Origin of the sequence: Natronorubrum sediminis (genome assembly GCF_900108095.1) — an archaeon.
Taxonomy (GTDB): Archaea; Halobacteriota; Halobacteria; order Halobacteriales; family Natrialbaceae; genus Natronorubrum; species Natronorubrum sediminis.
Window position 1 is genome coordinate 144,689 of sequence record NZ_FNWL01000001.1, and the last position, 14,541, is coordinate 159,229.

The following is a 14,541-nucleotide window of genomic DNA, read 5'->3' on the forward strand; positions in this document are numbered from 1 at the left end:
TCGACAGAGAGGTTACTCTCCATATCTAGACGGCGTCGTCGAACTCGAGTGTCTCGAGTCGATCCTGCGCCCGTACGACGGCCTGTTCGTCCCCACGGAGTCCGCTCGCGAGGTCGCGTGTGGCGTCAACCAGTTGATCTGCTCGTTCCGGTGCAACGTCGCCATCGAGCATCCGGACACGTGTGACGTGATCGTCGAGCGTCTCGAGGGTGGCTCGTTCGGTACTCGTGAGGGTATCGTCGTCGATCCAGGTTCGAACGTCTCGACGGTATTCGTCGACGGCGGTCGCGTAGGCGAGTCCGCGAGCGCTGCGAAGCGACGGCGGAATTTCGGCTGCCGGTGGGCGTTCACCCTGATCGGCGTCGCGAAGTAAGGAGAGGAAGTACAGTTCCTCGCGTTCCTCGAGGCGGGGGGCTCGAGAGATGGTGTCAGAGACGTGGCGTAACTCGGATGCGGCCAGATACGTGTCGTCCAGATCACGCAACGATCCGCCGTCGATGAAGCCGCGTCGACGAACGTATTCGCGACACTCCTCGCTCGCCCGGTCTGCGACGTCGTCACTCGAGTGTTCGTCGAGGTCGTTTCGGACTCCCGTGAGGTCGAACGTTACCTCGAGGTCGGTGTGTTCGGCGCGTTCGTTTACGCCGACGCTGTGGAGACTCCCACACGATGGACAATCGATCTCGCCGGTTTCGTAGTACGACCACCGGGTTCCACAGTCAGTGCACTCGCGCTCGCCCCGTACTTTCATGGCGAGACGTACGTCCGGGAGCCCAAAAACCACACCGGAGTCTCGGTCGACCTCGCTCGAGCGCGTCCGTCGTGTGGGAAGTGACAGGAATCGCCATCAGTGACTCGTGTAGGAATCTCGGATGAGTAAATTCGCGGTCGAGATGCCACCGACACCGATCGTGAGCCAGTACGTACAGAGCCGGTAGATGAGTGCGATGGTGAACGCCGCCGCTGGGTCGAGTTGACCGAGGGTCGTGAGTCCGGCGGTGACGATTGCTTCGACACCACCCGTTCCACCGGGTGCCGGAACGACGGTTCCCAGTTTGCCGAGTGCGACGACGATGGCGACGACGGGTAACGATAGTTGATGGCCAAGCGCCATCGCGCCGATGTAGACGGGGAGCATCAGGAACGCCATCCCGAGGTGGGCGTAGATCGTCGCGACGACGAGCGTGCGCTTGTTGGTCGTGATCGTCTCGACGGTCGTGTAGAACCGATCGAGGCGCTCTCGGATAGTTACCTCCGAGAGGTGCGTGGCGAATCGGTCCGTGAACCGCCCGGTGGCGACACGGACGATGCCAGCGAGCCCAAGCACGATTCTGTAGACGAGCGACGGGCGGCGAACGACGGTGAGGACGACCGACGTCACGACGACGAACAACACACCAAAGGCTGTGAACTGCGCGACCATTCCGTTACTGAGGGCACCGGAAACGGTGATTATCGTGAGGCCGAGGAAGCCGAACGTATAGTAGGGAACGTAGTTCAAGAGGTCTGCAGAGAGGATACTCGCGAGTCCATCTTCGTAGGCCATCTCTCCGTTGCGAGCGACCAGGTAGGCGACGAACGGTTCTGTCGTCACCTGGCCGTACGGCGTTGCATATTTGATGAACATCGCGCTGAGAAAGACCCCGCCGATCACCCGCCGGGACATCGTCGTGTCGACTAGTGTGATAAATCGCTCCCACACCATGCCACGGAACGTGAGTGCGAGTAACCCAGAGAGGAATCCCAAACCGAGCAGTCGAACGTCGGCGCCGGACAACTCGTCGACGATTCCCTGCCTGCCAACGAAATAGACGAGGAGGGCGAGGAGGGTAAGGGCGAACACGAATCCGAGGGCCATTCGACGCTTCACGTACGTACCAACGCGCCAACCATACAACTATTTTATGAATTTAGTGGCCATTATGTTTATTACTTATCAGTGAAGAAAGGAAAAACTCGGGAGAAATAGAGAGTCATCGAAAAGCCCCGGTAACGGCCCGATGTGTCGCTCTATCGCCAATTACCGAAAAACCAGTTTTCCGGGGTGACGGTCACACCATCTTGGAGGATGTTCAATACGTGATTAACAGGCGGCAGTTGCAGGCCGCACTGAAACCAACGGGAACGTCCTATCCAGAGATATGTCCGATTCAGAACTGAACCGACGTAAGTTCGTGGCCGCAGCAGGTACCGCAAGTGCACTCGTCCTCGCCGGCTGTGCCGACGACGGAAACGGTGGCGACGATGACGACGGAGCCGAAGAAGAGGAAGATCCAGCGACGGAAGACGATACGGACGACGAAGACGACAACGGTGACGAAACGTATGCGCTCACGGTAACCGTCGAGGACGACGGTGAACCCGTTGAAGGCGCGACCGTCGAACTCGAGGAGGCCGACGACGACCTCATGGACGACGATGAGGACGAGGATGACGACGAAGACGACGATGATCTCCTCGATGACGAGGACGAAGACGAGGAAGATGACGATCCGGAAGAAGCCGAAACCGACGCGTCGATTCAGGAAGACGACGACCCGGCCGCAGACGACGAAGACGACGATGAGGACGAGGATGAGGACGATGACGACCTCATGGACGACGACGAAGATGACGATGACGATGAGGATGACGAAGACGACGACGAGGACGATGATGACGAGGAGTTCCCACTCGAGGAGGAAACCGACGAAGACGGTGAGGTCGAATTCGACGACCTCGAGGACGGCGAGTACACGGTGACCGCTGAGTACGAAGGCGAAGAAGCCGAAGACGATGTCGAAATCGACGGCGACGACGAAGAGGTCACGCTGACGCTGGGTGAAGAAGCCGAAGACGACGATGCCGCCGCGGACGAGGATGACGACGAAGACGACGAGATGGACGATGACGACGATATGATGGATGACGACGAAGACGATGCGGCAGACGACGGTGACGAAGACGACGCACTCTAGGTCACACTGAGTCGGCTCAGAAAGACATCACCTCGTGGTGTTTTCCGTCAGTCAAACCCCCGTGACAGACGTTTTTTCCCGGTCCAAACTCACGCGTGTGAGAGCCATCTCTAACTCCCTCGAGTCGAACTGGCACTAGTGACTCCTGGGAAGAAACGGTGCTGGCTTCGGTCATTCAGTGTTACATCACTCGAGTTACACGGACGTGTTCGTTTTTTCGGCCGTTGTCGTATCCCGTGTCAGATTGTACTGTCGTCTGCCGACGAGCGTCACCCGCGCGAACCGTTTCACGAACTAATCGATGACTGACTCCTAAAACCATCACAGTCCTTGCTACGACTCGATGTGTGATGAGTCACATACTGGCCAGCTCCGGATACACTCGAGATTGCTGTCACGGTCTGGGCGAGCGAACGCGAGGGCTTTTTTCCGTGTCGCGTCCGTAGTGTGACGTATGCGAGACGAAGAAGAAATCCGGGAGCAATATGAGTTTCTCACCGAACACCTCGAGAGCGAGGAGATGAACCACGAGGGTGTTAGAGAGATGTTCACGTACTACAAACGCGCGATTGGCTGGGTTCTCGAGGAAGAACACATCTGATTGTCATCGAACCTGAACGTATCATCGCTCCGGCTGGTGTCGTTACCTTTAAGTACACTCGGCAAAATCGTTCACCTGACGCTTCGCTTGGAGGGCCGAAGCGTCAGCGGGGACCAATTCAGGGCGGCAAGCACTCGCGTGGCATTTTTCCGCCACGCGATCTGCTTTCCTGTTTCGATACTATTCACTCAGTCAAAACACTGCTTTTTAGTAACGCAGCATCGTCTCCGTAGACAGAGTTTGTTCGCTACGCGATAGTATAATAATACGGAAAATATCTACCCGGACACTAAACATGAATCGAGCGTTACCTATCCTCCGGTGTCGATTCATCACCGCCGTTATCATTTGGCTAAATCGAAAATGGCAACATTCGTCTGTAATAGTGCTGTTTCAGTCGAAACAACCCGATAGCCTTATTAAAATTCGACAGTAAGTGCAAGTGGTACTTATCCAATGTACGACCTGACAGGATTTCAGCGTGACTTGCTGTACGTCATCGCTGGCGAGGAGGAACCCCACGGACTGGCAATTAAAGAAGAACTCGAGCAGTATTACGAGAAGGAGATCCATCACGGTCGGTTGTATCCGAACCTCGACACGCTCGTCGACAAGGGCCTCGTAGAGAAAGGCCGGCGTGACCGGCGAACGAACTTCTACACGCTCACTCGACGCGGCCGGCGCGAACTCGAGGCGCGTCGTGACTGGGAAGGACAGTACGTCGAACTATAGGACGTCGGTCGGTCAGGGTCGGGAATCGCTATTGATGCCGTCGTTTTTCACGTGGGGTCGGTCAGCGACGGTCCGTTCGAGGGTTGTTCCGATTCGAACGGACTGACGGGACGAACGCTGGCATATAGTTGGTGTCGGATTGCACTTTTCGAGAGGTGACGGTGCTCGTTTCGCCACCGTGCATATATGCACTCGTGGTGAACCACCGCTAGTGAACGAGGTGACGTTACAACTCGTCGAAGCGCCACTCGAGGAGACAGTCGTTCGGCTGGCACTCGCCGGCGCACTCGGTATGTTCCTCGGCTTGGAGCGAGAGTGGTCTCAGAAATCGGCAGGTATTCGGACGTTCTCACTCATTAGCCTGCTCGGAGCAGTCTTTACGCTGCTCGCGACGGAGACACAACTCGGTGAAGGGTTGCTCGTCCTCGGAGGCATCCTCGTCATCGTTCAGGGGATCATGCTCGCAATTCAGGGGCTACTGAGCGAGGAAAACGCCGGGTTGTCACTCACGACGTCGGTCTCGATGCTCGTCGCGTACGGAGTCGGTGCACTGGTCGCAGCCGACTTCGTCGTCGAAGCCGTCGCCGTCGCCGTCCTCTCGTCGTTGTTGCTCGTGCTCAAACGAGAACTCCACGAGTTCGCGTGGGGGCTCTCCAGAGAGGAAATGCGCTCGACGACCGAGTTCGCTATTTTGGCGTTCGTCGTCTATCCGCTCCTCCCAGCGGAGTGGACGCCCGAAATCGCCGGTCTCACGATTCCACTCGAGCCACAGGTCATCTGGCTCATGGTCGTCGCAGTCGCCGGGATCGGTATCGTCAACTACGCGATCGTCTCGACGTACGGCGGCCGTGGAATCGCTGTCACGGGGTTTTTCGGCGGGTTAGCGTCATCGACGGCAGTTGTCGGGACGATGCTCGATCACGTCCGACAGCGCCCCGATGCCGCGTCGTACGCTGTCGCAGCGATTCTCCTCGCGAACGCGGCGATGGCGTCGCGAAATCTCGCTATCGCCGTGGGATTTACGATGGGCGGTGAGACGGCAATCCTGCTCGAGTCAATTATTCCGCTCGGTGCAGTTATCGTGCTCGCGTTCGCCATTGCCGCGATGACTGCAGACTGGCACGAATCCGGCCCGATCGAACTCGAGAGTCCGTTCTCGCTAAAGAACTCGCTCGCGTTCGGTGCCGTCTTCCTCGTGGTGCTCGTCTTCGGCTCGCTGGCCGAAACCTGGTTCGGCACACTTGGGTTCTACGCAACTGCCGTCGCGAGCGGGTTCGTCTCGAGTGCCGGAGCGACCACCTCGGCGGTCGTCCTCTATCGTGGTGGCCAACTCGGGGCGACCGAAGCAACGATCGCTATCCTCCTCGCAACGGTCTCGAGTATCGTCGTTAAGGCGTTACTCGCAGCGACGTCGACGAACACGAACTTTCGTAGGCAGGTGGCAACCTACAGCGGGATGCTCTTACTAGGGGGTGCACTCGCGTCTCTCGTAATCGTTGTTTGAGCCGAAACGTCGCGATCCGCCGCGCGTTACGTCGTCATACGAAAGCCTCGGCGTCTTACCGCTTCGACACGAGTATCGTGGACGATGATTGGGGCACTAACGGTCGGCAAAAAGGCGGTGACGTTCGGGTACAAACGCTACGGCCTCCCGGGGGCAGTTGCATCAGGCGGAATCGTCCTCGTCGGATACCTTGCCGTCCGGAGAGCGCTCCGTGCGGCGGCCGAGGCCGACGAGGACTCGATCGGTGCGGCGATCGATGCAGATCAAATCGAACGCGCGATCGATCAGAACGGGATCCAGGCGGTGACCAACGTCGGGACGCTCGAGGAAGCGATCGATACGGACGAACTGCGTTCGAACGTCGATCTGTCTGACATCCGATCGGATGTCGAGTCGTCGATTCCAGAGGATTCCGAAGAGTTCTCTGACGAGTTCGACGACGAGTACGGACAACAAGCAGGCGGCTAAGCGGTTTACTCGCCGCGGAGGTCGTCCATATGGTCGATTCGCTGCTGGACGAGGTCGGGTTTACCGATGTCGTGGCGCATGTGCAATCCGTCGTCTCCGGCAACCGCGAGGGCGTCTTCTGCGATTGCTTCGGCCTCGGTAATCGAGTCCGCGAGGCCGACGACAGCGAACGAGCGCGAGGTCGTCGTGTAGATTCCGCCGTCACCAGAACCTGAAGCGTGCTGATCGCTCGAGGCGCTTCGCTCTTCGACGCTCGCGTAGTAGAGGAGCGCGTCGCCTGCACTCTCCTCGTCGATTTGTATCTTCGCACCGGCCTCCGGGTCTGTGGGGTAGCCGTCAGGAACGGCGTACTTACAGACCGTCGCCTGCTCGACGAACTCGAGTTCCGGCGGCGCGTCGCCGTCTCGAGCCGCGATCAAGACGTCCAGGAAGTCGGTCTCGAGGACGGGGAGGGTGTTCATCGCCTCGGGGTCGCCAAAGCGGGCGTTGAACTCGATGACTTTCGGGCCCTCGCTGGTGAGCATGAACTGCCCGTAGAGAATACCGCGGTAGTCCTCGAGTGCGTCGACGGTCGCCTCGATGATCGAGACGGCCGTTTCGTAGTCGTCGTCGGTCATAAACGGCAGTTCGTTCGTCGCCGCGGAGTAACTGCCCATGCCGCCGGTGTTTGGTCCCTCGTCTCCTTCGTAGGCGCGCTTGTGATCTTGGACTGCGGGTGCGGTCTGGAACTCGCCGTTTGCCACGAACGCCTGAACGGTGACTTCCTCGCCGATCAGTCGTTCCTCGAGGACGATTCGGTCGTACCCCGACTCCTGAATGTACGCTTTGCCCTCCTCTGGTGTCACCTGGTCGCCGATGACCTTCACACCCTTCCCGCCAGTGAGACCGGCGGGTTTGATCGCGAGGTCACCGTCGTACTCGTCGACGAACTCACAGGCCGCCTCCATATCGTCGAACGTCTCGAAATCCGGGCAGCCCGGAATGTCGTGTTCATCCATAAATCGGCGCTGAAACGCCTTGTCCGTCTCGATGCGAGCGTCCGACTGTTTCGGGCCGAAGGCGTAGACGCCGGCAGCCTCGAGTTCGTCGGCGACGCCGGCCTCGAGTGGGCCTTCGGGGCCGATGACGGCGATCGTCGCCTCGATTTCCTCGGCGAACTCGAGGACGGCCTTCGGATTGGTCGTCTCGAGTGTCTCGAACTCGCTCGCGATGCGGGCGATGCCGGGATTTCGATTCCCGGCGCAGGCGTAGAGGTCGGCCTCGCTATCCTCGAGCGCGCGAGCGATGGCGTGTTCGCGACCGCCGCCGCCGATCAGGAGCACGGTCTCTGGCATGATCGATAGCGGAACGCACGAACCTGTAAGTGTTGCTCTTTTCTCGAGTCGAACATATCCACGAACGTGGATACTCGTCGCTACGACTCACGCGTAAAACAGCGGCGGCCGTCTATCTCCGCCGTAGTCCTCCTCGGACGTCTGGTCCTCGAGCGCCTCGGGGTCCGCGTTCCCGAGCAGTTGATCTAGCACGTCGACTGCGCCACCGCGATGGAGCGGCTGATTGTCGTTTCCACACTGTTCATCCATCACGCACGCGGGGCAGCCGCCGACGTTGCCACACTCACAGTCGGCGATGAGGTCTCGAGCGCGCCGAGCGACGGCCTCGTAGTTCTCGTAGATGGCTCGAGCAAAGCCGAGTCCACCCTCGATACCGTCGTAGATGAACCAGCCGCTGGCCGGTTGGTGCTCGAGTTCCATCGCTATCTCGCGGACGGTGGCCTCTGCCGCGGCGATGTTCTCCGGCGCGTCCTCCTCCGTTGCTCGTCTCTCGCGTCGGTCATCTTCGCCCGGTCCCCCGTCGGGATCTAGGTGGGAATCAATCGTTAGCGTCGCGAGCCCGCCCAGATCTCGTTTGTCGACCATCAACTCGAGGGGGGCCACGCCGATCGTCGCGTGCTCTGCAGCGTGGAGGCCGCCCGCGTAACCGAGGTGGGCCGTCCCTGCGAAGCCGTCCTCGAGTTCGGGAATCTCGAAGTCGCGGTACTTCTCGACGAGGGCGTCCTCGACGGCCTGGGGCACCTCGAGCCAGCACAGTTGCGTGTCCATCGACAGCGGCGGGTTGTCGGTCGGGATCGCCTGTTCTTGCTTCTGGCCGCCGTGGATGGCGACCTTGTCGTAGGTTCCGTGGTAGACGAGCACCCGCCCACGACCGAAGTGCAGGGTGAAGTCACCGATCTCTCGAGACTCCTCGGAGACCGCGTCGAGCACGGTCACGTCGGTTTGCGTGCGCGTGTAGTAGTCCGCATTCGTCGGCCGAAGCGTCACCGATGGCTGTGGCGAGTCGTGCTCGACGGCGGTCACCTCGTACTGTCGACCCTGATGCAACCGAACCGCGCCTTCGTGGAAGTCCCGCAGTACGCGCTCTTTCGCCAACGGCTCCATCTCTGGATCGGCGTCGTCGTCACACCCGTCTTCGAGACTGACTTCGTACTCCTCGCCGGTCGTCGCGTAGAGTGAAATCGACTGCTGGGGGCGTGGCGGGCCGACGTAGGAAACGCCCGTCTCGAGGTGGCCCTGTAGGTGTCCAGCGCGTCGCCACATCTCGACGGCTCGCTCGAGTCGCTCGTGCTCGGCGAAGTCCTCCGCATCGCGTTCCTCGAGCGCGAGTTCGCTGGCAGCACACCGCAGGTGCTGGGCGAAGACGGCGTCGTTGTCGATGTCGACAACGGCGTCCTCGACGTCGTTCTCGAGGAGGTACTCGGGGGTGTTCACAACGTACTGATCGAGCGTGCGGTGTTCGGCGACCAGGACGGAGAGCGCACGTTGGTCTCCGCGACCCGCGCGGCCAATTTGTTGCCAGAACGATTGTCGCTGGCCGGGGTAGCCGAGTTGGACCGTCGCGTCCATCTCGCCGATGTCGATTCCCAACTCGAGGGCGTTCGTCGAGGCGACGCCGTCGAGGACGCCCGTTTTGAGTTGGTGTTCCGTCCCGTGGCGTTTGCGCCGCGAGTGTCCTGCGTGATAGGGCTCGAGGGCGCTCGATCGCTCGGGATTCGTGTAGTATCGCTGCCGGTCGTGACGATATTTCGTGGCACGTTTGATGGAGAGTTCGGCGAGCTTTCTCGAGGGGGTGAACAACAGCGTCTGGGCGTCGTGATAGGTGAGGTGTGAGAAGACGCGCGGGGCCTCGACGGTGGCGGGCAGGCGCTCGAGGATGCCCTCGCCGCCGTCACCCGTCGCTCGGTCAGTGTCGGTCTCGTCGCTATCGCGCCACTCGTCTCGAGGGTCGGCCGTGTCGTCTCGATTCCGCGGCGGCGGATTCCAGAGGACCAGATCCCGCGGTCCGCGCGGAGAGCCGTCCTCGTCGACGACAGTGACCGATTCGTCGAGCAGCGCCTGCGAGTGCTCGCCGGGGTTGCCGATCGTCGCACTCGTGAGCACGTACTGAGGTGTAGCCCCGTAGTACGACAGCACGCGTTTGAGCCGTCGGACGATCCAGGCGACGTGCATGCCGTGGACGCCGGTGTAGGTGTGTGACTCGTCGATGACGAGGAGATCACAGGCGCCGAGAAATCGCGCCCAGCGATCGTGGTCGTTGAGATAGGTGTTCACTCCCGCGAAGTTCGTGATGATGACGTCCGCCTCCTCTCGAATACGCTTCCGGTTCGTGCCGCGTTCGGTGTCGCCGTCGTAGACGGAGACGGTGATGTCGAGGCCGAGTTCCTCGAAGAGGTCGTTCAAACTGGCTTCCTGATCGCGCGAGAGGGCTTTCGTCGGATAGAGCAGGTACGCCGTCGATTCTTCGCCTCGAGCCTGCGCTGCGAGATAGTTGCGGGCGATCTGCAGCGCGTACACGCGAGTCTTTCCCGACGCGGTGCTCGTCGCGACGCAGACGTGTTCCTCGCGTGCGAGCGCCTCGAGCGCGCGAGCCTGGTGGGAGTAGAGGTCGTGCTCGAGCGAGTCCGCGAGGTCGGTTCTGAGGACGTCTTCGCTCGGAACTCGCATCGCCTCCCGCCCTGCTCGCTCGAGGATGGTCGCACTACCGGGCGAGCCGGGGAAGGTTTCGACCAGTTCGTTGCCGGTTACCGGAACCTCAGAACGCGAGTGCTGTTGGTCGCTCATGGATTAGAAATCACTCAAGCCGCTTTGTTCGGTTTCGTTCGTCTCCGTCGTCGCCGTGGCAGCGGAACTCGAGTCGGATCCACCCTGACTCGAGTCCGCGCGATTCGCGTCCCGAGTCGCTTGATCTCGGGTCGCTGGGGCAGTGGTCGACTCGTCCGCAGAAGCCCCATCGGCTCGAGGCGCATCCTGCAGACGCTCGTAGACGTGCCAGAGCGCCCGGCAATCGTCCTCGCAGTAGGCTTCGTGGCGTTCCCACTCGAGTGGCTTTCCGGTTCGCATGAATCGCTGGTAGGCAGCGGCAGTTTGAGCTCCGTCGAGGCCAGTCTTTGCGCCGTCGAAACCCAGCGCGTCGGCGACGACCTCGAGTTCGTTCGTCCGACCGGGGAGCAACGCGTGCTCGTTCTTTGCGGCCCACCAGTAGAGGTCGAACTTGGGAATCGACTCCCACTCCTCGGCGTAGTACGGGGCGTGTTTCGCGATGAACGAGCCGAGGTGTCGGTAGTCGAATCCCCAGCCGTTCCACGTGAGCAGCGCGCGATTCGGGTGGACGCCGAGCAGCCAGTCACAGAAGGCCTCGAGTACCGGTCCCGGATCCGAGGGCTCTTCACGCTCGACGAACGCGCGATACTCGTCGGCCGCGGGGTCGTAGACGCCGATCTGCCAGAGAATCGTCGGCGAGAGGCCGTCGGTTTCGATATCGAGACACAGCGGGGGCGTCGACCAGTGCTCTCCCGGTAGCGACTCGTCGGTCAGCCGGCGCGCTTCGCCGGTCTCGAGCACCTGCGCGTGCCGGTGCATCGTCCGAGCGCGTTCGGCACCGACGCCAGAGAGTGACGTGAGTGTCTCGAAGGAAGTCTCGAGCAGGTCCGTCCGCGTCGTTACACCTCGTTCTGCGAGCTGTGTGGCCGTTTTCGGCCCGATGCCGGAGACTGCCTCGAGTCCGAAATCGGTCACGTCGTCGGTGTCGACGGCCGAAACGCCGCTTGGGCTCAGTTTCAGCGTCGCGATCGAACGGCTCTTGCCGTAGCCTACTGTGGGCCCCACTCCTCGAACGCGAACGGAGACGGACGCCGAATCCAGTGGATCGAGGGCACCGATCAGGTCGTGGTCGACGGCCCGAACCGATCCGGAATCGGGCTCGAGGTGCCAGAGGGCGTCGTAGCCGGCTGGTTCGCCGCCAGTAAGGACGGTCGTCACAGCCCCCGTCGGTGCGACTGACGCCAACGTTTTCGCGCCCTCGAGTTCGGCTGCGAGTGCCGTCGGTCGAACGGTTGTCGTCACGTCGTCGCAGACGAGCGGTGGACTGTCTGCGTCCGCGGATCTCCGGGCGAGCGCGCTCGAGACGGTCTCTCGATCGGCGTCCATGGCTCGGAGACTCGGTGCGACGGTGAGCTCGAGCGCGTCACGCTCCTCCTCGATAGCCTCGTTCTCGTCTCCTTCGAGTGGCTGTCGATGAAGCGGCCCATCGCCGGTCGTCTCGAGTGGCGGGTGAAAGACTGCCGCCTCGAAGACGCTCCTCGCGCGGGCGAACGCTTGCGGTTCTCGAGACGGACCGAGCACCCAGACGGCGTCCGGCTCGCGGGTGCTCGCGAGGTCCTCGAGCGTCGCGATGGAACGGTTCTCGAGTGCCGACGGTGGGAGAGCGAGGACGGTGGCACCGACTCGAGCGGTCATCGCTCGTCGGGACGCCCGCAGGAATAAAGAGGGTTTGGACAGCGGAGTGAAAGTGAACAAAACGTGGAGATATGTGATCAGCGAAACAGTTAAGCAGGATCTGCACACATATGTGTGCATGAGCGAGACCGAGTATCGAAACATCAGGCTCACTGAGGAAGCGTACGAGCAACTCAAAAGCCGCAAGCAGGCTGGGGAATCGTTCTCTGATACGGTCGATCGTATCGCGGGCGAACGGTCGTTGCTCGATCTCGCGGGAATCATTTCAGAAGACGAAGCCAACGAGATGCGTGATGCGATTCAAGAGCAAGAAGACAGGTCGCGTGAGAATCTCGACCGACTTACCGAACGAATGGACCCGTGATCGTCGATACAGACGTTCTTATCGATATCATGCAGAATCGAGAACGAGCGATACAGAAGCTTCGCCATCTCGAGAGCGAACACGTCCCGCTTCGTATCTCAGCGGTTTCACAGTTCGAACTATTCCATAGTATCGAACGAGTCGATAACCCAGATAACCGACGACGAAAAATCGAACACGTTCTCGAAACGAAACCGGTGTACCCAGCTGATAGCGCCGTGATGAAAAAGGCTGGACGGATCGACGGACAGCTAACAGCAGATGGTCGTGCTATCGGCATCGGTGACACAATAATCGGTGCCACGGCGCTCGTACACGAAGAGTCAGTGCTCACGAGAAATGATACGCATTTCAAACGAATAGACGGTCTCACTATCGAATCGTACCCAGACGAAAGCTAACGGCGAAATCAAACGGCTGATTTCGAGCCTGCGACTTTCTGCAGTAAAATCATACTTGGCGGGGATTTGCCATGTCGGCCCTTGGAAGTCAACGCTAAAGAACGAGGGGCCAAAATGGGAGTGTAATGCAACAGTACCTCGATCTCGTCGACGCGGCTCTGAGCGAGGGGGCGTACAAACCCAATCGCACCGGCGTCGACACGATTTCTTCGTTCAGCGAGCACTACGAGGTCGATCTCCAGGAGGGGTACCCGCTCCTGACGACCAAACGGATGGACGGCTATCGCTGGAATTCGATGCTCCACGAAGTCTGCTGGTATCTCTCCGGCGAGGAACACGTTCGAACGCTGCGCGAGGAGACGAAAATCTGGGACGCGTGGGCCGACGAGGAGGGCAAACTCGACACCGCGTACGGGCGCTTCTGGCGACGGTTCCCCGTCCCGGAGAAATCGAACCGACTCGAGGGTGAGTCCTGGCCCGACGAGAGCCACCGGTGGGTCACCGAAGAGGCTGACGGCAGCCAGACGTTCGACCAGTTGCAGTACGTGATCGACACGCTCTCCGACTCGCCGAACTCCCGGCGACTCGTCGTCAACGCGTGGCATCCGGCGAACGCAGCCGTCTCGACGCTGCCGCCGTGTCACTACTCGTTCGTCTTCAACGTGCAAGGCGATCGGTTGAACTGTCACCTGACTCAGCGCTCGGGGGACATCGCACTCGGCGTGCCGTTCAATATCGCGGCGTACGCCCTGCTCACGAAGGTTATCGCACAGCAGACCGGCTTCGAACCCGGCTCGTTCGCCCACACGGTCGTCGACGCGCACGTCTACTGTGGGCGAGGCGCTCGAGGGGAGTGGTACGGAGACAACCTCGCGGACCTCCAGTCCAAACTCGCCGCGGTCGACGACCGCGAGGAGTACCACGAGGTCGCGACGTGGCTCGAGTCCGAGGCCCCCGCCGAGGCCGAGGGTGACGAACGCCTCGATCACGTGCCCGGCATGCTCGAGCAACTCGCCCGCGAGCCACTCGAGCGACCGACGCTCGAGGTGAGTGACGTTTCGATCGACGAACTGAGCTACGATGACGTCACGCTCGAGGGGTACGACTCCCACGACGGCATCGAGTTCGCAGTGGCAGAATGACGGCGACAGAGTCGACGGCCGAGACGGACCTCGAGACCGACCGCGAACTCGTCGGGATCGTCGCCGTCGCCGAAAACGGCATTATCGGCAAAGACGGCGACATGCCCTGGCACATCCCCGAGGATCTCGACCACTTCAAGGAGGAAACGATGGATCACCCGGTGATCATGGGTCGAGTCACCTACGAGGGGATTCTCGAGGCACTCGGTGAGCCCCTTCCCGGCCGAACGACGGTCGTGTTGACGAGTCGGGACCTCGAGACGCCTGATGACGGGGCTGCCGTCGTCGCAAATGATCTTCGAGAGGCGCTCGAGAAAGCCGAGCGAGCGGCCGACGAACACCACGACGGCACCGACCGCATTTTCGTCGCGGGTGGGGCAACCGTCTACGAACAGTGCTTGCCCGCCCTCGATCGACTCGTCGTCACCGAAGTGCACGACGACCCCGCCGGCGATACCGTGTTCCCAGAGTGGGACCGAGACGGTGGGTGGGAGGAACGCTCGCGTGACGCCCACGACGAATTTTCGTTTCTCGAGTACGTGCGTCGCGAGTAACGTCGTCGAAGTAGAGACACACGTTC

14 protein-coding genes are annotated in these 14,541 nt (G+C 60.8%); 9 read left to right on the forward strand and 5 right to left on the reverse strand.

Annotation, left to right across the window (positions count from 1 at the left end; all coding sequences use genetic code 11):
* Positions 1–25: 25 nt before the first annotated feature.
* Both BLW62_RS00705 and BLW62_RS00710 read right to left on the reverse strand, forming a co-directional pair.
* Positions 26–751: a DUF7117 family protein gene (locus BLW62_RS00705; protein WP_090503607.1), complete on the reverse strand. Its 726-nt coding sequence runs from the start codon at positions 749–751 to the stop codon at positions 26–28.
* Positions 752–847: 96 nt separating this feature from the next.
* Complete coding sequence (locus tag BLW62_RS00710) at positions 848–1,870, reverse strand: lysylphosphatidylglycerol synthase transmembrane domain-containing protein (RefSeq protein WP_090503610.1); 1,023 nt, start codon at positions 1,868–1,870, stop codon at positions 848–850.
* Between the two features lie 271 nt (positions 1,871–2,141).
* Between BLW62_RS00710 and BLW62_RS00715 the strand changes: the two genes are divergently transcribed.
* The 5 genes from BLW62_RS00715 (at position 2,142) to BLW62_RS00730 (ending at position 6,262) form a co-directional block, all read left to right on the forward strand.
* Positions 2,142–2,957, forward strand: a complete 816-nt coding sequence (locus BLW62_RS00715) for a hypothetical protein (protein ID WP_090503614.1) — start codon at positions 2,142–2,144, stop codon at positions 2,955–2,957.
* Between the two features lie 454 nt (positions 2,958–3,411).
* The gene (locus BLW62_RS18430; RefSeq protein WP_168170928.1) at positions 3,412–3,558 is read left to right on the forward strand and encodes a hypothetical protein; all 147 of its coding nucleotides are present in this window, start codon (positions 3,412–3,414) and stop codon (positions 3,556–3,558) included.
* Positions 3,559–4,014: 456 nt separating this feature from the next.
* The gene (locus BLW62_RS00720) at positions 4,015–4,290 is read left to right on the forward strand and encodes a PadR family transcriptional regulator (RefSeq protein WP_076578009.1); all 276 of its coding nucleotides are present in this window, start codon (positions 4,015–4,017) and stop codon (positions 4,288–4,290) included.
* Positions 4,291–4,501: 211 nt separating this feature from the next.
* A complete protein-coding gene (locus BLW62_RS00725; RefSeq protein WP_090503618.1) occupies positions 4,502–5,794 on the forward strand; it encodes an MgtC/SapB family protein in 1,293 nt (430 codons plus the stop codon).
* An 84-nt stretch (positions 5,795–5,878) separates the two neighbouring features.
* Positions 5,879–6,262, forward strand: coding sequence for a hypothetical protein (locus tag BLW62_RS00730; RefSeq protein ID WP_090503622.1), 384 nt, complete (start codon positions 5,879–5,881; stop codon positions 6,260–6,262).
* 5 nt (positions 6,263–6,267) lie between these two features.
* Here BLW62_RS00730 and purD read toward each other — a convergent pair whose 3' ends face one another.
* From purD to BLW62_RS00745, 3 genes are all read right to left on the reverse strand, one after another.
* Positions 6,268–7,596 carry a phosphoribosylamine--glycine ligase gene (purD, locus tag BLW62_RS00735; RefSeq protein ID WP_090503626.1) on the reverse strand — a complete coding sequence of 443 codons (1,329 nt, stop codon included), beginning with the start codon at positions 7,594–7,596 and terminating at the stop codon, positions 6,268–6,270.
* An 87-nt stretch (positions 7,597–7,683) separates the two neighbouring features.
* A complete protein-coding gene (locus BLW62_RS00740) occupies positions 7,684–10,380 on the reverse strand; it encodes a DEAD/DEAH box helicase (protein WP_090503631.1) in 2,697 nt (898 codons plus the stop codon).
* Positions 10,381–10,383: 3 nt separating this feature from the next.
* Positions 10,384–12,054, reverse strand: coding sequence for a ribonuclease H-like domain-containing protein (locus BLW62_RS00745; protein ID WP_090503635.1), 1,671 nt, complete (start codon positions 12,052–12,054; stop codon positions 10,384–10,386).
* Positions 12,055–12,172: 118 nt separating this feature from the next.
* Between BLW62_RS00745 and BLW62_RS00750 the strand changes: the two genes are divergently transcribed.
* The 4 genes from BLW62_RS00750 to BLW62_RS00765 all read left to right on the forward strand — a co-directional run bounded on the left by BLW62_RS00750 (position 12,173) and on the right by BLW62_RS00765 (position 14,515).
* On the forward strand, positions 12,173–12,418 hold the full coding sequence (locus tag BLW62_RS00750; RefSeq protein ID WP_090503639.1) for an antitoxin VapB family protein: 246 nt from the start codon (positions 12,173–12,175) through the stop codon (positions 12,416–12,418).
* Positions 12,419–12,447: 29 nt separating this feature from the next.
* Positions 12,448–12,819, forward strand: coding sequence for a type II toxin-antitoxin system VapC family toxin (locus BLW62_RS00755; RefSeq protein ID WP_245726684.1), 372 nt, complete (start codon positions 12,448–12,450; stop codon positions 12,817–12,819).
* Between the two features lie 125 nt (positions 12,820–12,944).
* A complete protein-coding gene (thyA, locus tag BLW62_RS00760; RefSeq protein WP_090503648.1) occupies positions 12,945–13,961 on the forward strand; it encodes a thymidylate synthase in 1,017 nt (338 codons plus the stop codon).
* Positions 13,958–14,515 carry a dihydrofolate reductase gene (locus tag BLW62_RS00765; RefSeq protein WP_090503653.1) on the forward strand — a complete coding sequence of 186 codons (558 nt, stop codon included), beginning with the start codon at positions 13,958–13,960 and terminating at the stop codon, positions 14,513–14,515. The genes thyA and BLW62_RS00765 overlap by 4 nt, the downstream gene beginning before the upstream one ends.
* The last annotated feature ends 26 nt before the right edge of the window (positions 14,516–14,541 follow it).

What these genes read in the sequence shown, in the direction of transcription:
- BLW62_RS00705 (WP_090503607.1), bottom strand. Translation starts at nt 751, where the DNA reads ATGAAAGTACGGGGCGAGCGCGAGTGCACTGACTGTGGAACCCGGTGG.
- BLW62_RS00715 (WP_090503614.1), top strand. Translation starts at nt 2,142, where the DNA reads ATGTCCGATTCAGAACTGAACCGACGTAAGTTCGTGGCCGCAGCAGGT.
- BLW62_RS18430 (WP_168170928.1), top strand. Translation starts at nt 3,412, where the DNA reads ATGCGAGACGAAGAAGAAATCCGGGAGCAATATGAGTTTCTCACCGAA.
- BLW62_RS00720 (WP_076578009.1), top strand. Translation starts at nt 4,015, where the DNA reads ATGTACGACCTGACAGGATTTCAGCGTGACTTGCTGTACGTCATCGCT.
- BLW62_RS00730 (WP_090503622.1), top strand. Translation starts at nt 5,879, where the DNA reads ATGATTGGGGCACTAACGGTCGGCAAAAAGGCGGTGACGTTCGGGTAC.
- purD (WP_090503626.1), bottom strand. Translation starts at nt 7,596, where the DNA reads ATGCCAGAGACCGTGCTCCTGATCGGCGGCGGCGGTCGCGAACACGCC.
- BLW62_RS00740 (WP_090503631.1), bottom strand. Translation starts at nt 10,380, where the DNA reads ATGAGCGACCAACAGCACTCGCGTTCTGAGGTTCCGGTAACCGGCAAC.
- BLW62_RS00745 (WP_090503635.1), bottom strand. Translation starts at nt 12,054, where the DNA reads ATGACCGCTCGAGTCGGTGCCACCGTCCTCGCTCTCCCACCGTCGGCA.
- BLW62_RS00750 (WP_090503639.1), top strand. Translation starts at nt 12,173, where the DNA reads ATGAGCGAGACCGAGTATCGAAACATCAGGCTCACTGAGGAAGCGTAC.
- BLW62_RS00755 (WP_245726684.1), top strand. Translation starts at nt 12,448, where the DNA reads ATGCAGAATCGAGAACGAGCGATACAGAAGCTTCGCCATCTCGAGAGC.
- thyA (WP_090503648.1), top strand. Translation starts at nt 12,945, where the DNA reads ATGCAACAGTACCTCGATCTCGTCGACGCGGCTCTGAGCGAGGGGGCG.
- BLW62_RS00765 (WP_090503653.1), top strand. Translation starts at nt 13,958, where the DNA reads ATGACGGCGACAGAGTCGACGGCCGAGACGGACCTCGAGACCGACCGC.